Raw genomic sequence first — 20,334 nt, 5'->3', positions numbered from 1 at the left:
AGACTTTGAGTTCTTGTTTCTTCTCTCATTTTTCGCTAAGTTTAAAGGAATACTCGTGACAAGCTGCAACCAAAGAATTCAACTAATTAAGTACCACTAAATCCCTCTTATATATGACTGAAACCACTCAAATTAAATATGGAAGCCTTATAAAAGAAGAAGCCTTTGAGCTTATTGAAGGTGCCGTACTTCCCAATACTTTCGTCCTTGAATCATTGAATCCATTCCCTGGATTTTATGAATATTACGACAACTTACAAAAGGATATCACACCTCATTATATCTACTTGGTAACTGACAAATATTACGATTTGGAGCAATTCACTCGTGCTACTCAACAAATAATGGCTGATACCAATAAAAAGTATCATGCTGCACTGGGTACGATTACTATTTTCAATACCGTTTACAATGTTATTCGAGTTCGTCATATTGAGCAATATGCAGATATCAAGGAATTACAAGCATATTACGTTTCTCTAGGTATTAATTTTAAGGATAAACCTTCAAAATTTAATCACCCTAAAGGAATAACTCGCTTAAATAAATTCTTCTCTTTGGAACAAGTAGACGATAATTTTTATTTGGATACCGTCGAGGCCAATCATGGTTACTTTAAAATCCCAAAATACCTTTCATGGGATGAATTTGGACAGCTTACCAAGCAGGTGAAGTATAATATGGACTTGCTACATTTTGATGCCTCGGTTGGCTTTATTTACGACCATTTTAAAGCTATTGATATCATTCGTATTTATGCGGAGAATTTAAATATTGATATGCTTAAACAAATTCGAACGAAATATATCGAACGTATTAAATAACTATCAATTAATTGATAAAAAACAGGCTCATTCAAAGGAATGAGCCTACTTTTTTTTGTTCTAGAATTGTGGATATCGTACTCGGTTAGGTCGACGTCTCCTTTTACGTTTCTCTATAACTAATGGGAATGAAAATGATAATTCATGTGCTCCTGTATTGGTCTGAACCAACTGAGTTATGGTATAATCATAGCTATAGGCTAACTTAAATCTATCGGTAACAATACCTGCCATCAAAATAACAGCATCATAATTCAACTGAAAATTTTGGTTGAACCAAAATCCAAAAACTAAAGAACTCTTACTCAAGTACATTCCATAATTCATTTGGGTAAACTCACCCTGTTTTTGAAATAATAAAGCAGGTGCTAGAACCAAACCATTACCTCTAATGTCTCCAGACAATACAAATTCTGCTCCTGCATGAAATGTATATTTAGCGTTCAATTGATCATCCTCAAAGTCATCAAAACTAAGGTTAGGCTGATTGACGTGACTGGCTGCTGCACCAAAATAGTAGTTTTTGAAATAGGCCATTATACCCACTGAAAAGTCCATCCCATTCCAACTTCTATTGCTTGGATCTCCAGATGTATTATGAGGAAATACATCTCCATAAATGGGTGAAACCTGATCGGGGAAAATTAAATTTTTGAAATTTAATTTTTTCTGTATTAAAGCAGCTTGAATTGCAGGTCGAAAAACCAAATCACTATTTATTCGTAAAAAGAATGAATAAGCACCCGAAAATGAAGTCGTTGTAATAGCTCCATCACCCTGATCATCTTGCATAACAAGAAGACCTAATCCCCCGTTTAAATTCGAAAAGAAATTATCATATGAAAAACTGTAAGACACGTATGGATAATCCAAATTAGGCCATTGATTACGATAATTCAAACTTATATTAGCGTGGTCACTTGAACCTGCTAGTGCTGGATTTAAATAAAGCTTATTCGCATAAAATTGGGAAAAACGAATGTCCTGCGCACTGCCTACTAAGCTTATTCCAAAAACAAAAAAGATAATAGAGAGTATAAGCTTATTCATGTAATTTTACCGTTATGTTATTGCAATTATAATTTTTATATAGTCTATAAAACAGACTACAAAAGAACAATTATTTCCTTTATTATTTATAAACTAAACAAATTATTTCTTACTGTAAGATATTCCTATTTTTTCAGAAATCAAAAACTTAACGAACTAAGACCATATGCCCCTTTTCAGTAGCTTCACCATTTAGAATTAAAATCCAAACATAGACACCTGTAGGACATTTTTCACCTCGATATGTCCCATTCCACCCACCACTATATCCTGCTTCTGATGTTCTATGCATGAGTTCACCCCAGCGATTATAAACATAGAGTTCGAAAGTCTCTTCGATATTGATTTTCTTTAAGTAAAAACGATCATTCTCATTTCCTGATCCAGGCGTAAATGCATTAGGTGATTCTATCCCAATAGGTTTTACCACTACAATTGCAGAATCTATAGCAACACAACCATTTCCATCTTCAACTGACAATCGATATGTATTCGATTCAAACACTTCCAGCTCTGTGGTCACATCACCCGTGTCCCAATCATAAATATATGGACCATAATTTTCATTTAAACCTGGATTTAAAACAACCGATTCCCCTTCAAAAATAAGCGTATCTCTTAGATTAATAATAGGAGTTGGGTTCATTTTTATCACTTGTGTTTCCACGCAGCCAAATTCGTTACTGGCACTTAATGCATAATCTCCAGGTTGATCAATCGTTCTATCCCATGCGGTGTAACCATCATTCCACACAGCATTTTCCATGTTGCGGGTATTGATTTCCAAACTTTCTCCTTCGCAGAGGAATTTCGATTCGCCTATTTCTGGATTCGCCCTAACATCAACTTCTACAGAGCCTGAAGCAACACAACCATACATATCACTAACATTTATTGTGAAATTATGAATCCCAACAGACAAATTCTCTAATTGAGGATCGCGAACTGTCGATTTACTCAACTGATCCTTGTCGGACACCCAATTAATCTCAACAATCTCTCCAACAATATCTGTTGCTAAAACCAATGACTTACATTGTCCTATAATTGTATCATTAATCGTTGTTATTACTGGAAGTGGAGCCACATTGACATTTACAATATCGGTTCCTAAGCAACCATGCTTATCAACCACAAAAGCCACATATCTTTCAGACTCTCCTGATGTAAATAAGGGTGTTTTCGAATTCGGATCATCTAAATAGCGACTTGGAGACCATTTTATATTATTCATTTTAGTTTCAGCCCACAATTGTTTGCTTTTACATGCCCCAACATGAACATCTTCAATAGCCTTAACAACTGGCAATGAATCTATTTTCATTATCTTCTCATCAGTCGTATTTGAGCAACCGTTCTCATCAGTATATGAATAACGAATTGGGTATTCACCATGTCCTAAATTGGGATCAAAAGATCTTTCTCGTACACCATTTACCCAATAAATACCACCTTCTGGAAACCCGCCTTTCAACTGAAACTCAGATTCACACAAACCATGTGAATCCAGTGCTGACAAATTTACCTCTGGTAAAGAATGAAGTGTAACTAGAGAATCAATTTGAGCATAACAACCCGTTTCTTCATCAACAATTCTTATACTAATATTTCCATTTTCAAGTTCACCCCAAGTAATTTTGGTCTTTGCACCCTCATTTACAGTTGTAAATTCGCCTCCATCAACTTGCCACAAGTAATTAATATCTGGCTGAATTGAAGTTGTATAGGTCACTCTATCCTCCAAAACACAAAGTTCCATACGACCATATATCTGAGTATTGGGAAGTGCATTTACATCCAGACGTTTAGAATCAGAATAACGCTTAGATGTACATTTATCAGAAAGTTCACAGGTATAATAACCTCTATTATATATTGAACTTTTATCGATTTGATAACTTGAATTATTCGCTCCAATAATGTTTTCACCATTAAATTGCCATTGATAAAGGATATCACGTCCCTCTGCCTCTACATAAAACTCTGCAGCTCCACCATCACAAATCTCAATATCACCACTCTCACTTAAAATCTGTAAGCTTGGAAAAACTGATAAAATCATGTCAGGACTGATGATTTCTTTACTACATGATGAATTTATCTCACAAGAGTATATACCAGCATCAGTTTGAGAAATATTTTGGATTGTTAATACAGAACTTGCTGCACCTTCGATATCAATCCCATTTTTACGCCACTGATAGCTTAACTTATCTCCTCCATAATTCACTCTAAAACTAACTTCATCTGTTTTTTCACAAACTTCAACACCTTCAGTATGGCTAATATAATAAGGAAGTTTCTGAATTTCCAGTTGTGCTTTACTATTTACATCACCACATTCTCCTGAAATATCTACTCGATATTCACCTGCTTGATCCATCATCAAATTCAAGATATTTAATGATGACTCACTAGAGATACTATTCCCCTTATATTGCCAATCATAGCTCAGGTTTGAACCATCGACATCAGCTACCCATAGAAGATTTTCTTCTTCACATAATTTTTTGTCTTTCAGATTAGAATTCAAGACTGTTTGCTTATGCACAATCAGATTTACAGTTTCAATCAAACTGGCACCTTCTCCATTTATTTCACAGCGATACTCTGCTGCATCAGCGTAATCAAGCTCAGATATAAAAAAACTCAAATTATGATGATTCAAATTAAGACCATCTTTAAACCAATTAATATTATAAACTTCTCCTTTTACTTCAATATTTAAGCTTAAAGGATCTCCAAAACATTTTTCAATATCAGCCAGTTTATTTAGGCCATCTATAATCTTTAAAGGATCTTTTATTGTCAAAAATCCCGATGTAAATCGTTTCCCGCAAGCACCTGCAATATAACACGAATACTCGCCTCCATCAGCCAAAGTTAAATTCTGCAAGTCCAGTTTTGAACTTGTTTCATCGAGCAATTTATCAATGCCATCTTTATTTGTAAAATGCCATTCATATTTTAAATTACTACCCACTACATCTAAAATAAACTCATAATCAGAGCCCACATATACAACCTCACTTTTAAGTGACGATTGAAGAACTGTGTTGGGATGTACAACGACTTGAGCTTTTTCAATCTGCTCAGCCCCACAAGCATCAAGATTACTAACACGACACTCAAGCTCATAAATACGGATAGTATTGGCATCAGTAGCTTGAGCATTTTCTATTTTCAATTCTGGTTTTCTTGAATAAGTCAAATCTTCTATTCCATCAACAAACCACTTATAAGTAAGGTTCTCTCCTGATGTTTCTGCTCTGATCACAACATCTTCACCTTGGCAAGCTTCCTGATTTGGAATTGTAACTAATGTTGGTATAGCAATGACTTTCTGAAAGCCTAGACTAAAATCATCACCACAGGCATTACTAACTTCTACTCTATAATTACCTTCTTCACTAGTCTCAGCCTTATCTAAACCTAAGCTATTTGTATGAATAGACGCAAGGCTACCATCACTCAATATCCAGTTTATTGTAACATCCTCACCATCAAAAACAATTGGCCCTAATTGCAAATATTCACCTTCACAAACTGGACTTAAATCATCCAAACCAGTTGTGATCACAGGAGCTGTATCAACGACCAATTCAGTTGTAAAAATCACATTCCCTGACCCATTACAAGTTCCACTCACCTCACATTTATAAATTCCTGAGTCTGCCTCAGTAACAGCATCTATCTTCAAACTTGAAACGTTGCCAATGATTTTTCCATTAGGTGCTGTCCAGGTATAAGTAGGATTGTCTCCGCTAACCTGAGCATCCAATAAAAACTCATCACCAACACACAGATTCTTTTCGGCATCCCAACTTGTTGTAGCAACAATCTCAACAACTACTGAAATAAATTTCGTTTTTACTTTAGTCATACAACCGTCGCTAACTTCGACCTTAAATAAAGCACCACTAGACTTATCAAGACCAGCGACAGTGTATGTACTAGTGCTACTTAAAATTGTAGCATCATCATCTTTAACCCATTGATAGTTGACGACCAATGCATCATCTTTACTAACCTCAACCACTAATTTTTCTGAAGTATTCTGACACAGCTGGTCAGAACCTATTATATCATTAATAAGTAACTCATCGAAATGTGATAGTTTAAACTCTTCTTTATGAGAAGGGCAAACACCATTGGTCACTTCAATTGAATAATTCCCATCAAGAGCATCTGTTCCGCTTAAATTAAGTGAGGAATTTGTCCATGAACGTGCATTTTCATTCCATTCGAAAGAATATGGAGCCGTACCATTCAAGTTCTTCAAGTCAATATTGACACCCGCACCTATACAAATTTCAAGATCATCTATAGCATCAAATGTGATAGGCTGATAAACTTTAACACTCACCTCATCAGATTCATCATCTGATAAGCCTTCAACAGTTGCTTTAAACAAATATGTATTTAAAGAAATATCTGCATCACTGATACGTAAAGTACTTTTGTTTGCTTCTGAGATAATCGTATGATTAGTCAAACTAGTTATAGCCATAAATACTCCACCATCGCTATATTCCCAATAGCAAGTTTTACCAGCACTTAGTGATTTGTGTTCAATTATAAATTCAAAAGTATCACCTTCGCAAACCTCAGTATTTTGGGGTTGACTTTTGATTTTAACATTGGCATCGATTAATAATTCTGCTTTATTACTTGTTTCACTTGAACAGCTATTACTAACAATACAATAGTACTTGTAAGAATTCAAATCTATTGTTGCAGGATTTATAGTCAGTGTCGATGTTGTTTTTCCTATCAATATCCCAGTTGGATCACAATACCACTGATAAGTTATCGGTTCCGTTCCGTCTGCCTTAACTGTAAAGATTGCAATTCCACCTTCAGCAATTTTAATATCTGTTGGATGCTCAGTAATATTCACATTCGTTTTTACTTCTAAGCTAGCCTTTAATGAAACAACTGCATCACAAAAGTCACCACTTACTTCACAATAATAGCTTTGTCCATTGTTCGCTAAAAGATCAACAATTTGAAGGTTTGAAGACGTTTCACCTATCATGATATTATCATTCTTATCGAACCATTGATAAGTCAGACTTCCTTCTCCAACAGCACTCACTGAAAAGTTAGCTGGACCTGTTCCCTCACATAAAGAGACATCACTTGGATGAATGGTAATGCTTGCATGTTCACGTACATCAACATTAAATTCAAGCAATTGATTCCCACAAGCATTTGCAGATATCAATTCACAACGATAAGTCCCCTCATCAGTCAGATCAGCCGTTCCAAGATCAAGAGTAGAATTTGATGATAAACTCACAGTTGGAGCATCAGTCTTATACCAATTATATATTAATCCGCCACCGCCACCATTTACAACAAGACGTAATGGTTCACCCACACAAGGTGTAGGATTCACATTAGAACTTGATACAATAGAGATGGGTTCATAAATATTCACTTGAGCTGTAGCTCTTACATCGCCACAATAAAGTGTATTAAGCTTAGCAATATAATTTACGGAAGCTGTTGGATATTTTGCATCAACAAGCGTATGAGAAAGACCATCATTTAGTTTGATACTCTCATCAGCATTCCACCAACTTGTAGTTGAATAATCACTGCCAGTGATAATCATCTTCAGAATAACATCCCCTTCACAAGAATTAATATCTGCAATTGAATTTAAAGATGGTTTAGCATGAACAAGAAGTTCAAAATCACCCTCAATTGTATTACAATCGCCACTAAGTTTATACTTATAGATAAAACTACCTGCACTGTTATGAACGCCTGTTTGAATGTTTGTTTTCCCCATAGCAGATGTTATAACACTTCCTGAAGGGTCAAACCACTCAATCTGATTAACCTGTCCTTCTGTACTGATCTTCAATCCAGTCTGTTTTCCTTCACAAATATTTATTGTAGCTGGACTATCTTCAATAACACTTATATTCTCATTCACGACCAACTCCCTCTGGTATGTAATAAGATCACCACACGAAAGAGTAATCTGACAATAATAAATACCAGAATGTTTAACTTTCACTTCTTCTATTTCATAAAAGCTATCTGTCCCAATTACTGCAGAACTTGGATCATTAAAATGCCAAGAAAATGTAGGAGTTCCTTCATACACAATATTAAATCGATAATTAAGAATGCCTTCACACAATTCAATTGATGAGCCAGTTTGTGAAGTTGTCACCTCATCGGCAGATAAAATAGCATTTATCGTCTTTGAATAGCCACATCGATTAGTCACTTTACACGAGTAAGTTCCCAAGTTTGCTAATTGAATATTATTAATAGTAAGACTTGATTGACTGTTTACAATCGGATTTCCTGCTGGATCTGTCCATTCATAAGTCAAATCGGAACTCGTTGGAATATCTAGTATTTGTACTTCAAACTGAATATTCTCTCCTATACAAGTTGAAATATCAGCCATTGCAGGATTTGAAAAATCCTCCAATAAGTAAACATCAAATTCTTGATCAACACGTGTACCACAAGTCGCTTCTGCTGTTATCTTCCAACGACCTTGCTTTAAATCTGTAACAACTAAATTGAAAGGATTACTAATTGGATTAACAATTTCTCCCGTCGTTAAATTTTCTGCAAAATAATGACTTGCTTCACCATTATCTGTAATGGTGAACACTATCGTTTCATTCAAACAATAAGGTCCTGTTTTATCAATTGTAATTTCATCGACAAGTAATTTAGGATTAACTGATAAGATACTCGTTGAGCTTTGGCTTCCGCAACGATTTGAAACCCTTACTTTATAATTTCCTGCCATTGCACTTGTAACTGCCCCCAGAACAAAATCTGAACCTGTTTTATCAGCAACTGTTACAAATGGAATTTCCCAATCGTAAGTATAGTAATCACCCGAATTCGCTAATTCTGCCTTATAGGTGTACGAATCGCCTTCACACAAAGTCACATCAGCCAATGCTGTTAAATCGACCTGTGGAATAATATCGTCAAGACCAATACTCTTAACCAACTGGTTTCCAATACAAGTGTGCTCATCGGCCAAACCAACATTGTAAATTGCAGATACAGCAACTTTATAATATGAATCAGTCATATCAGTCAAAACCGAATAGGTCGATTCACTTGTTGTGGCTAATAAAGTTTCAGCTCTATACCATTTATAACTTAAGCTAGCTCCTGTTGGTATTGAATTCACTACAGCTGTTAGATCTGAAGAAGCTTTATCGCATAAAGCCGTTGGGATTTGCAAGTCATTCAATATAGGACGACCAAAAACAGATAGGTCTCTACTATCCGATGGCGTACTACATGCATTACCAACCTCACATCGAACTGTATATTCTCCTGCAGGAAAATCAAATAAATAGTCTTTCCCTACATATTTCTGATCATTATTCACAAACCATTTGACATCGGAATAAGTCCCGGTAACAACAGCTTGCAATGTCTCTGAATCTCCTTCACACAATTTCGTGTTATCAACGTTAATTGAAACGCTTGCAGTTTTATCAGCAACTAGCTCAACCTCTACCGTAGCTGTCCCTGAATTAACTCTACACTGTTGAAAGTTTTCTTTAAAATTAATACTGCACCGATAAGTTCCTGCGTGACTCTCTTTAACTTCTGAAAATGTAATTTTGTGTGTTGTCAATCCAGTTATACCTGGATCGGTAATTGACACATAGTTTTCTCCCTCTTTCTTTTCCCACTGATAATCATACCAACTCACATCACCATTTGAGATATCAAGCTGCCCAGATTGTCCAACACAAAAATGTTGAGGCTCTGTAAAATCTTTATAACTGTAATTAGGTACAACTAAAGCATTGAATTCAGCCTGATCTTCAACGGCTAAAACAAAAGAGATACTATCAATAGCAAACAGACCTTCTTGCCCTGCCGGATTTGAATTAACGATTGAAATACTAGCACTCTCAGCATCGCCTGAAGCCCAAAAAGCTTTTACCGATTGCCAGGCATTGATATCATCTAATAGGAAATTATCGTAAATTTTTTCGTCATTCACATATATATCAAGAAGTTGAGAATAACCTACCTGCGCCGTCCTTCCGTATAACTTCAGAATAAAGCCCTGATTCTTAATATCCTCTGTAATTATTTTCTCCCAAACCACATCACTTGTTCCAAAACTTGAAGAATGCGTTAACAGCATAAGTCCACCACCATCTTTATCATTGAAACTCTGGAACTGGGTATTTATATCCTGAGGATTGTAGCATAAAACAGATTTTCCTGGATCACTTAAATTCCCAACAGACATAAAATCGAAATCTGAATCAAAACTACCACGTCCGATTGCAAAATTCCCATTATAAATGATATCCAGATTAGGATCACGGAAATAAGCCTTAATAATATACTTTGTCTCCTCATTGGGAGCATCAACAATTAAATTAGAGTTTTTAAACAATAAGTTTTCTGGCGTAACCTCATTCTTATACCACTCATAAAAGTCAGCTTCGGGTGTGCTTTGAACCGAAAGTTCGATTTTATCATTATAACTCTCGCAGAGATATCCTAAATCATGATCAAGTCCAATTCCCGTCTCAGGTATAATTGGTGAAATGGCTTTAGTAAAACCCGAAAAATAACCTGCAGCACCTACTGCATTATCTTCTACTGATAAAGCCACATAAATAGCCTTATTAGACATGACAGACACATTCTCGTCTGAAGTTGAGTATTTATATACAACCCACTCATCATTCCCTGTAATAGGCTTAGCAGACGATTGACTCAAAGGCGTCGTCGATTTGTTGACAAAAACATTGGCTCCCTTTTGAGCATATATAGCTACAATACCCGTTCCTACTTGATTTACAAATGGAATATCGACCTGACGAAATCCCAAAGAGCTAATTGCTGGAATAAAATTCATCCCAACCGTAGCATATGCATAATCAATACTTCCACTTGTCCTATCAGAAGCCGATGTGGTTTGATATAGATAAACATCCTCATCACAAGTAATTAACATCGTTCCATCCGCTGTGTAATAACTCGTTTCTATGGCGTAATAATCACCAGCATCTAATGGTGTTGGGTTTATTTTTGTAGAACCACCGTTGACAAAAATATTAGTATTATCCTTTGTTGCTACAACAATGGGACGTTCGGTCTCATTATTACCTTTACCCTTAAGTAGAATATATTGACGACCCACCAAATCTTCAGGGACTATTTGGTCGACACCAATATCTTGCCAGGAGTTAAGAGATGCTCCACCTGTCCATGATCCTGAGTTGACGGCTATAGGTTTATCCGAAGTAATATGAGTTCCATTTAAGAGATTAACATCTGCTGCAGTTAAAAATTTGTGATCAGCTCCTAGAACATATGATTGGCCTGCATTAAGATTCACAGTAATATCACCAGTTACAGGAAGAGCGCTTTTTGTATCTGATGTCAGATTACCAACTTTAATATCCGAAAATGTAACCTGAGTGTTATCAACTGTAGCCATTACGGATATAAAATGGCTTCTGTGATTCACAATACTATTATTACCATCTTTTCCCCAACCATAAACGTTTTCTCCTCTTACACTAAATAAATGTCCAGAACGAAATGATGTACCTAAACCTGCCTGACCTTTGGCAGTCAGAAACAATCCATGGATCTCTGATTTATGCCTAATATTCACATAAAAAGCCTCTGTTGATGTAAAAATTAGGCCTTGGTCACTTATGACTTTATTTAAACTTGTGTAATTAACAACTCCTAGAGGTGGATTAACCAAGGTGCCACTTCCTAGTGCCACTGATTTAGGTGTATCTTTTGAAACACCATTTACGACCTGAAAAATTGTTCCATCTCCCTTCGTAATCGTAATATCAATAGGTATTTCTGAAGGTGTCGTAATAACAACCCAATGATCTTCAATATCATATTCATGAGTCGTACCTGCATACAATGGTGGAACATAGTGGATTAAATCCAACTGAGCCTTTGCAGCATAAGGTAGAATAAATAAGAAAAGTAGTATGGCTATTTTAAAAATAGCCTTTGATTTTATCTTAAAAAAAGGAAAATAATTCACGACAACGATTTTGATTACACATATGAATCAACATCGACGTTTGCTGGCTGGCGTTCTCTCTTAAATAAAATTCACTACCAACAACTTAATTATTGTGATAAACAGACACAATATTTACACTAACGTCATGGGTTCAATTTAAGCAACAAATCAATTATCTTCCAAATAATTATCCCTTTTATCCCCACTAAAGCTCCATTAGTCAAACATAATCGTTACTTCACCCAGATTTCAAGCAATTAGTTAACAGATCAATAACTCCTTAAATCTAATAATATCAAAAACTGATATGAATAATTAATATTTATTAAATCCAATGAATAACGAACCAATTCTATATGATAAAACACCATTAAATCCTGACAAGACTCACATTTTCTTACACTAGAGGCAGACAACTAAATACCACTATATTTTTATTGTTAACAATTATTTTCCATTAGGATATTGCAAATCAAACTTCATAAACTATCAACAAAAAAAGAGTTGCCCATATTGGACAACTCTTTCAATAAAATATGCTTAATAGATTTAGCGAACCAAGATCACAGTCCCCTTTTCTTTTATTTCTCCGTCCAACATCACAACCCATACATAAGCTCCTACAGGACAATCTTCACCCTTATAAGTACCATCCCAACCATTGGCATAACCAGGCTCAGTGGTTTTATACATGAGCTCACCCCAACGATTATAAATATACATTTCAAACTTATCGATTACATTAATATCTTTTAAGTAGAAATGATCATTCTCATTATTTGATAATGGGGTAAATGCATTAGGTGATTCAATTCCTATAGGCTTAACCTCTACTTTAACGGTGTCTGTTGCAATACATCCAATATTGTCTTCAACGCTTAGTTTATAAGTTCCCGATTCACTCACGACTAATTGTGGCAATACACTACCGTCACTCCAATCGTATATATAAGGACCATAATCAGGATCAAGCTCAGGATCAAGAGTGAGTGTTTCACCCTCAAAAATGACTATACCAGGTTGAATCGTGTTATCCAATTCAAATTTTGGTAATGGATTCATCACGATCTTTTGTTCAAGCTTACAATCGTTCTGTTCAACACTTAATTCATACTCTCCGGGCTCGTCAATAGTTCTTTCCCAAGCAGTATAACCATCACTCCAAACTGGGTTTGAAAGATTTTTGGTATCAATAAGCATTGTCTCTCCTTCACACAAGAATTGATTCTCTCCAACTTCTGGATTTGGTAACACTTCAACTTTAATTGAAGCTGATCCTACACAACCATATTTATCAGTTACATTGATTTGATAATCATTTACTCCAAGATGACGTTCTATCAACTTCGGATTAGAATCCTTCGCATTATCTAAATCGCTTGGATTCGTCCAATTAATTTCATCAACATCACCTGAAATATGTGTTGTCAGTTCTATCTCTTTACATTCTCCAATAATCGTATCACTTATTGTTGTAATAGTAGGTAATGGAGCAACTGTGACGTTTACAATATCGTTACCAACACAACCAAACTTATCAACTACAGTCGCAACATATAATGTTGTCTCTCCAGCTGTAAAGGTTGGTGTTGCAGAATTTGGATCATCTAAGTACCTACTCGGTGACCATTTAATATTGTTTTCTTCAGTTTCTGCACTTAATAACCTTGTCTCACAAGATCCGACTAAAACGTCATCAATAATCTCAACTTTTGGTAAAGAATCAATTTTCATGACCATTTCACCAGTACTGTTTGAACAACCTAAGTCATCGGTAAAAGAATAACGAACTTGATACTCGCCATTCCCTTGTGAAGGGTCAAAGGTATTCTGAGAAACACCATTTATCCAATAAATACCTCCAGTTGGGAAACCGCCAGATAAATCAAATTCAGATTCACAAATCCCTCTAGTTTCAAGAGTAGTTAATTTCACATCTGGCAAAGGACGAAGTGTGACCAAAGAATTGACTTGAGAATAACAACCCGTGGCCTCATCTAAAATCTTCAGCTTAACCATACCATTCAAGTCAGTATCTCCCCAAGTAATTTTGGTTTTTACAACATCCTCAGTTGGGGTGGTAAAGTCACCTCCTTCGACTAACCATCCATAATTTATATTTGACTGTACAGTCGTACTATAAGCTACTCGATCTTCCAATACACAAAGCGTCATGCGACCAAAAATTTGTGAACTAGGCAGCGCATTAACCGTTAACTTTTTAGAATTTGAGTATCGCTTAGCGGTACATTTATCAGACAATTCACAGCTATAATAGCCATCTTCTGTTATACTAGCTGGACCAATTGTAAGCTGTGGTGCTTTTTCTCCTGAGATATCAACGCCATCTTTTTGCCATTGATAAACCTCATTGGTTCCTTCAACTTCAACAAGGAACTGAGCATTTTCGCCATTACAAATTTCCATATCGGGGCTTTCGCTCAAAATTTTGAGTTGAGGAATTACAACAAGATTCATTTCAGTACTTTCAATTGCAATACCGCATGGAGAATTCACAACACATTTGTATGCTCCAGCATCAGCTGTTCTCAGATTCTGAATTTTAAGTTCTGTACTATTGGCTTCTGTAATATTAATATTATCTTTTTGCCACTGGTAAACTAAGTTATCACCTATAAAATCAACTGTAAATATAGCTTCATCGTCATTTTCACACTTCTCTAAATCTTCACTTGTGCTTATGAACTCTGGCAGCTTATTTAAGCTTAAGTTAGCTTCAGAACTTACATTTCCACACTTACCTGTGATATCAACTGAATATATTCCAGCAGCAGTCATAGGTAAATTCAAAATATTAAGAATTTTCTCCGTGGAAACATTAGTCGTATTAAACTTCCAATCATAAATTAATTCAGAACCTACAACATCAGGTGTCCAGGATAAATTCTCATTTTCACAAAGCGTTTTATCTTTTAAATCGGAATTAAGAACTGTTGTTTTATAAACAGTCACATTGACAGTTTCACTATTATTGAAGGCTTCTCCTACTATCACACAACGGTAAGTTCCAGCATCAGCTAGATCAAGAGCTGGTATTGAATAATTCAATTCGTGATGATTAAGATCATCTGTTCCTTTGAACCAATTGATTGAGAAAACTTCTCCTTCAATACTAATATTCAAGTTTAATGGCTCACCAAAGCACTTTTCAATAGCATCTCCACCCAAGCCATCAACAATCCTCATTGGATCTTTAACAGTTAAATATCCTGAAGTAAATCGGATTCCACAGTCACCTGTAATCTTACAGTAATATTCACCTGCATCAGCCAAACTAAGATTATCTATAGTTAAGGTCTTCGTATTTGCAGATGGTATTTCGTTATCCTCATCAGCTGTATTGATATGATGCCATTCAAAGACTAAATTACCACCTGTTACATCCAAGTCAAATTCATGATCAGTTCCAACATAAACAACTTCACCTTTAAGTGATTTATTCAGAATCGTATTTGGATTCACAGTAACACTAGCAAATTTATTTAAGTTTTCTCCACAAGAACTTACTCTACACTCTACCTCATATACTCTCGATGTAGAAAGTGAACCTGATAATACATTTGCAATTTCTAGTTCTGCTTTATCATCAAAGGCTGCTTGAGGAGCTCCATCAAGGAACCAACGATACGTTAAATTCTCACCAGTTGTCACCGCTCTAAAAATGATATTTTCTCCCTGACATGCTATTTGATCAGCAATAGGATCCAAAGTAGGATCTGGATGAACATCCTGGAAACCGATACTGAAATCAGTTCCACATGAGTTTGTCACCTCAACCCTGTAATTTCCCTCCTCAATTAGATCTGCATTAGCTAGATCTAAATTCGGAGCAGTTTCAGCTGGTTTTACAACATCATCAAATTTCCAAATTATACTTTCTCCTCTTGTAGCGTCATATGTGATAGGTCCAAGATTTAATGGTTCATTTACACAAACTGCTGTTAGATCAAGATCGGTTGTAATATTTGGAACATCATCAACCACAACACTAGCTGTATAAACAACAGCTAAGCCACAAGGACCTTGAACAGAACACTCATATAAACCTTCATTTGTTTCTGTTACAGCATCAACCGTGAAAGTAGCCACATTACCAGGATCTGTAACTCCTGTAGGAACTTTCCAAATATACGTCGGATTATCACCTGCAACTTGTGCTTCAAACAATAAAGCATCGCCAACACAAAGTGGTTTATTAGTCCATTGAGGAGAAACTTTCGTGATAATATCTAAAACATCAATTTGTATCGACTTAGATTGAATCATACACTGATCTTCAACCGTAACCTTATACAAACCACTTTCATCATCAGTAATATTTGCTTTATTATAAGTAGCAGTCGTTATTGCCAAATCACCATCATCCTTAGTCCAAGAATAAGTAACTCCAAGTGCTGGTGCTGCACCAATAGTAAGCGTTGCACTTAAATTAATATCATCAGTTGGACAAAGCTCATTCGCATGAATAAGATTATTTAATGCTAGATCATCGTAATGAGAAATATCAAATGTCTTTACTGTAGCAAGACAAACCCCTGCAGTTACTCCAACAGAATAAGTAGCATCTGTTGCAATTGCAGCAATTAAATTCAAGCTTGAATTATCACCTAAGTCATCTCCAATATTATTGGCTCCTCTTGTCCATTGATAAGTATTAGGTGTAGATCCTGTCAAACCACTCACTGCAAAACTTGCACCATCACCATTACAGATTTGAACATTTGCAATAGGATCAAAACTAGCTGGCATATCTACTCTAACACTAACATCATTCGAGTTGTTCACTTCGAATCCTGTTCTCTTTACAACAGCTCTAAATTTCCATGAATTCATGGCATCAGTTGCAGTCGTAACAGTCAGTGTTGAGGAAGTTGCTAAGAACGGTGCTGAACCTAACGCTCCTATAGGATCATAATTCCCATCATTATCATCATCATATTCCCAATCACAAGATGTCGTTGTATTTTTATATTGAACTTCAAAAGTGAACGGTTTCTGATCACAAACTACAGCAGGTTCTGCTTGTACTAATATTCTATTCTCTTTTATAACAGTTAGAGTTGCAGTATTGCTAGTTGCGTCGACACATGTTCCACTCACTACACAGTAATAAGTATTACCATTGTTGGCTAAAGGAACAGAAGTCAAACTCAAAGTCTTAGTTTGTGCAGATGCCGGTGTACTTCCCATAGTTACACCATTCACATACCATTGGTATGTGAGTCCAGAACCTGTAGCAGTCACTGTAAATGTTGCTGATCCCATTTCATCAATAGTTTGATTAACAGGATGACTTATTATTGTTACATTTTCATTTACCGTAAACAGAGCTTTATTAGATTCTGCAGGCTTACAAGTCCCACCTACAACACAATGGTAATTGTGTCCATTATTTTCTATTACATTATTAACAGATAAGCTTGCAGCAGTTTCAGTTCCCCCCATTGAAACACCATTATCATACCACTGGTAAGTATATGGTCCTTCTCCAGAAGCTGTCACACTAAATTCTGATGCAGGTAATTCATCCTGACAAATAACTATTGCAATTGGATCACTTACTGTTACATTCTTTTGAACATTAACTGTAAATTCTTGCACTGGTTGAGTACAATCTGGTGTCGAACTAAGAACACATCTATAGTAATTTACACCTGTTGTAGATAGTGCATCAATATGGTAATCTTCATCTGAGGATAAACTTACTCCAACTTTTGCCCCCAAAAGAGCATCAATCTTATACCAATCGTATGACAAATTATCACCTGTACTATTAACTTGAAGGTCTACTGCTTCTCCTTCACAAATTGTTTGTACCGGAGTTACAGCTACTAGAGTAATTGCATCTAATACATTGATTGATACGGAAGATGTTTTAGATGTACAGTCATCTGCAACCACTACCTTGTAAATTCCACTTACCCCAGGAGTAACATCCAATGTTGAATTAGGACCAAGATCTGTTGCATCTCTCGTCCATTTATAATTTAGACCTGGCGCAAATGAACTTGCAGTTGCATCTAAATTAATAGGATTTCCAATACAAAGAGGACTCGTATGTGCTAAATCAGGGAATACTAAATCAGGATGATGAGAAATATCAAAGTTTTTTGTTACAGTTGGACAAAGAGCATTGGTAGTAATACTTAAAGAATAAGTTCCATTAAGTGCAGCTCCAGCATCTAAGTTCAAACTTGAATTTGTTCCTAAGTCTCTTGCTCCCTCACTCCACTCATAGGACAAAGGTTCTGTTCCTGCGGTAACATTAACAGTAATATTCTTTCCTGATCCTATACATAAGATCTCGTCTGAAATATCATCAAAAAGAACCTTATCGTAAACTTTAACCTCTGCAACACTTGATTCTTCTGGTCCTCCATCAATAATCAACTTAAACTTATAAATATTCATTCCAGTATCTGCGTTCAACACAGTTAAAACATTCGTTTTATAAGTTAAATCATCAGTAACAACTGCAGTGCCAACTAATATCGGAATCGGATCATAATTATCATCATTATCATCATCATATACCCAAACTCCGACAGCAGCACTCTTATACTTCACCTCAAAAGTGAAAGAACTTCCCTCACAAATTTCAGTATTTGTAGGTTGACTCGTAATTTTATCAGTAATACTAATTGTTAAAGTAGCTGTGCTCGAAGTTTCACCGTTACAGGATACATCACTACTAATAACACAATAATAAGAGTCACCACTATTAAAGTCTGTAGAAAGTATAGTTAATGTCTTTGTTTGAGCTGATGCATTAACAGCTCCCATATCTGAACCATTCTTCCACCATTGATAATTAAGCCCTGTACCCGTTGCTTCTACAGAGAAACTTATTGGATCAGTTGCAACATCAGATACACTAACATCAACTGGTTGAGTTGTGATTCTGACATCTTCATTAACTGTAAATAGAGTTGCATTAGACTCCGCAAACTTGCAAGCCCCACTTACAACACAATGGTAATTGTGTCCATTATTTGCTAATAAATTATCTACAAATAAACTTGCATTTGTTTCTGTTCCCATTATACCACCATTATCATACCACTGATAAGATAATGGAGTACCACTAGCTATTGTTACCTTAAATTCAGAGGTGCCAGTCCCCTCACAAACTGTGATTGGATCAAGAACAGCAACTTTGATATCTTCACCAACATGAACTGTAAATTCTTGCACTGGTTGAGTACAATTTGGTGTTGAACTAAGAACACATCTATAGTAATTTGCTCCTATTGTAGATAGTGCATCAATATGGTAATCTTCATCTGAGGATAAATTAGCTACTGTTATTGCTCCACCTAAAGCAGAAATCTTAGACCAGTTGTAAACTAAATTATCACCTGTACTATTAACTTGTAGATCTACTGATTCTCCTTCACAAATTGTTTGTACTGGATCTACAGCTGTCAGAGTAATTGCATCTAAAACTCTAATCGGAATTGAAGAGGTTTTTGATGTACAATGATCGGTTACAACAACTTTGTATATACTACTTCCTGCTGTTGTAACACTACCTAACACGCCATATAATGGGTCATCTGAACCAACAGATCCGCCATCTTTTGTCCAAGCATAAGTTGCTGATAGCGCAGGGCCTTCAGTTAAAATTGCACTTAAATTAATATCCGCATCTATACAAAGCGGGCTTGTATGTGTAAGAGGAGCTAAGACTAGGTCAGGATGATGAGAAATTGTAAATTTCTGTTCTACATCTGGACATAATGAATGAGAAACTTTCACATTATATTGTTCATCTACTGATTCTAAATCAGATAAAGCCAAACTCGACAATGAACCTAAAACATCGCCAGATATCACTCTGGTCCACTCATAACTAAGATCCCCAGATCCAGCAGTAATATTAACATTAAAACTACCACCTATAGTAGGACACAGAGTTGCATCTGCAATAGGAGTAAAAGCAATTTGTTCATAAACCTTAACAGTAGCTATGTTCGATAGATTATCAACATAACCACCAGCTCTTTGAACACGAGCTCTAAATTTCCAAGAATCCGTATCCATCGCCAATGTTGCACTTGTCACTTCTAAAGTAGAAGATGTTGGTCCAGGTGTAACAGTTCCTAGTCCACTTGCATCTATATAGCCAGAACCATCATCATATTCCCAAATACAAGCAGTTGTTGTATTCTTATAATCTACTGTGTAAGTAAACGAACCTCCAACGCATGCTTCTGCATTTAAAATCGTACTCGTAATTCTATTATCGGCATTTACATTAAGTGTTGCATCACCATTCTTTGTATCACAAGCATTTCCATTTGTCACTTCACAACGGTATTCATAGCCATCTTTTGAAAATGGTACCGAAGCTAAAGTCAAACTAGCCGTTTGTGCTGAAGCTGGGCTACTACCCATACTCACAAAAAC

At 35.8% G+C, this 20,334-nt stretch carries 4 protein-coding genes; 1 reads left to right on the top strand and 3 read right to left on the bottom strand.

Features of this window, described 5'->3' with window-relative positions; all coding sequences use genetic code 11:
- Window positions 1-113: 113 nt before the first annotated feature.
- Complete coding sequence (locus ABY905_RS00865; protein ID WP_372639518.1) at window positions 114-824, top strand: hypothetical protein; 711 nt, start codon at window positions 114-116, stop codon at window positions 822-824.
- A gap of 60 nt (window positions 825-884) precedes the next feature.
- Here the strand turns inward: ABY905_RS00865 and ABY905_RS00860 are convergent, their stop codons facing one another.
- From ABY905_RS00860 to ABY905_RS00850, 3 genes are all read right to left on the bottom strand, one after another.
- The gene (locus ABY905_RS00860; protein ID WP_372639517.1) at window positions 885-1,874 is read right to left on the bottom strand and encodes a PorP/SprF family type IX secretion system membrane protein; all 990 of its coding nucleotides are present in this window, start codon (window positions 1,872-1,874) and stop codon (window positions 885-887) included.
- Between the two features lie 148 nt (window positions 1,875-2,022).
- On the bottom strand, window positions 2,023-11,922 hold the full coding sequence (locus tag ABY905_RS00855) for a gliding motility-associated C-terminal domain-containing protein (protein ID WP_372639516.1): 9,900 nt from the start codon (window positions 11,920-11,922) through the stop codon (window positions 2,023-2,025).
- A gap of 531 nt (window positions 11,923-12,453) precedes the next feature.
- The gene (locus tag ABY905_RS00850; protein ID WP_372639515.1) at window positions 12,454-20,322 is read right to left on the bottom strand and encodes a gliding motility-associated C-terminal domain-containing protein; all 7,869 of its coding nucleotides are present in this window, start codon (window positions 20,320-20,322) and stop codon (window positions 12,454-12,456) included.
- Window positions 20,323-20,334: the final 12 nt, after the last annotated feature.

The organism is Ancylomarina sp. (assembly GCF_041555295.1).
In the GTDB taxonomy this organism is placed as follows: domain Bacteria; phylum Bacteroidota; class Bacteroidia; order Bacteroidales; family Marinifilaceae; genus Ancylomarina.
The sequence above is the reverse complement of the archived record's forward strand: the minus strand, read 5'-3'. Positions and strand labels throughout refer to the sequence as shown.

What these genes read in the sequence shown, in the direction of transcription:
- ABY905_RS00865 (WP_372639518.1), top strand. Translation starts at nt 114, where the DNA reads ATGACTGAAACCACTCAAATTAAATATGGAAGCCTTATAAAAGAAGAA.
- ABY905_RS00860 (WP_372639517.1), bottom strand. Translation starts at nt 1,874, where the DNA reads ATGAATAAGCTTATACTCTCTATTATCTTTTTTGTTTTTGGAATAAGC.
- ABY905_RS00850 (WP_372639515.1), bottom strand. Translation starts at nt 20,322, where the DNA reads ATGGGTAGTAGCCCAGCTTCAGCACAAACGGCTAGTTTGACTTTAGCT.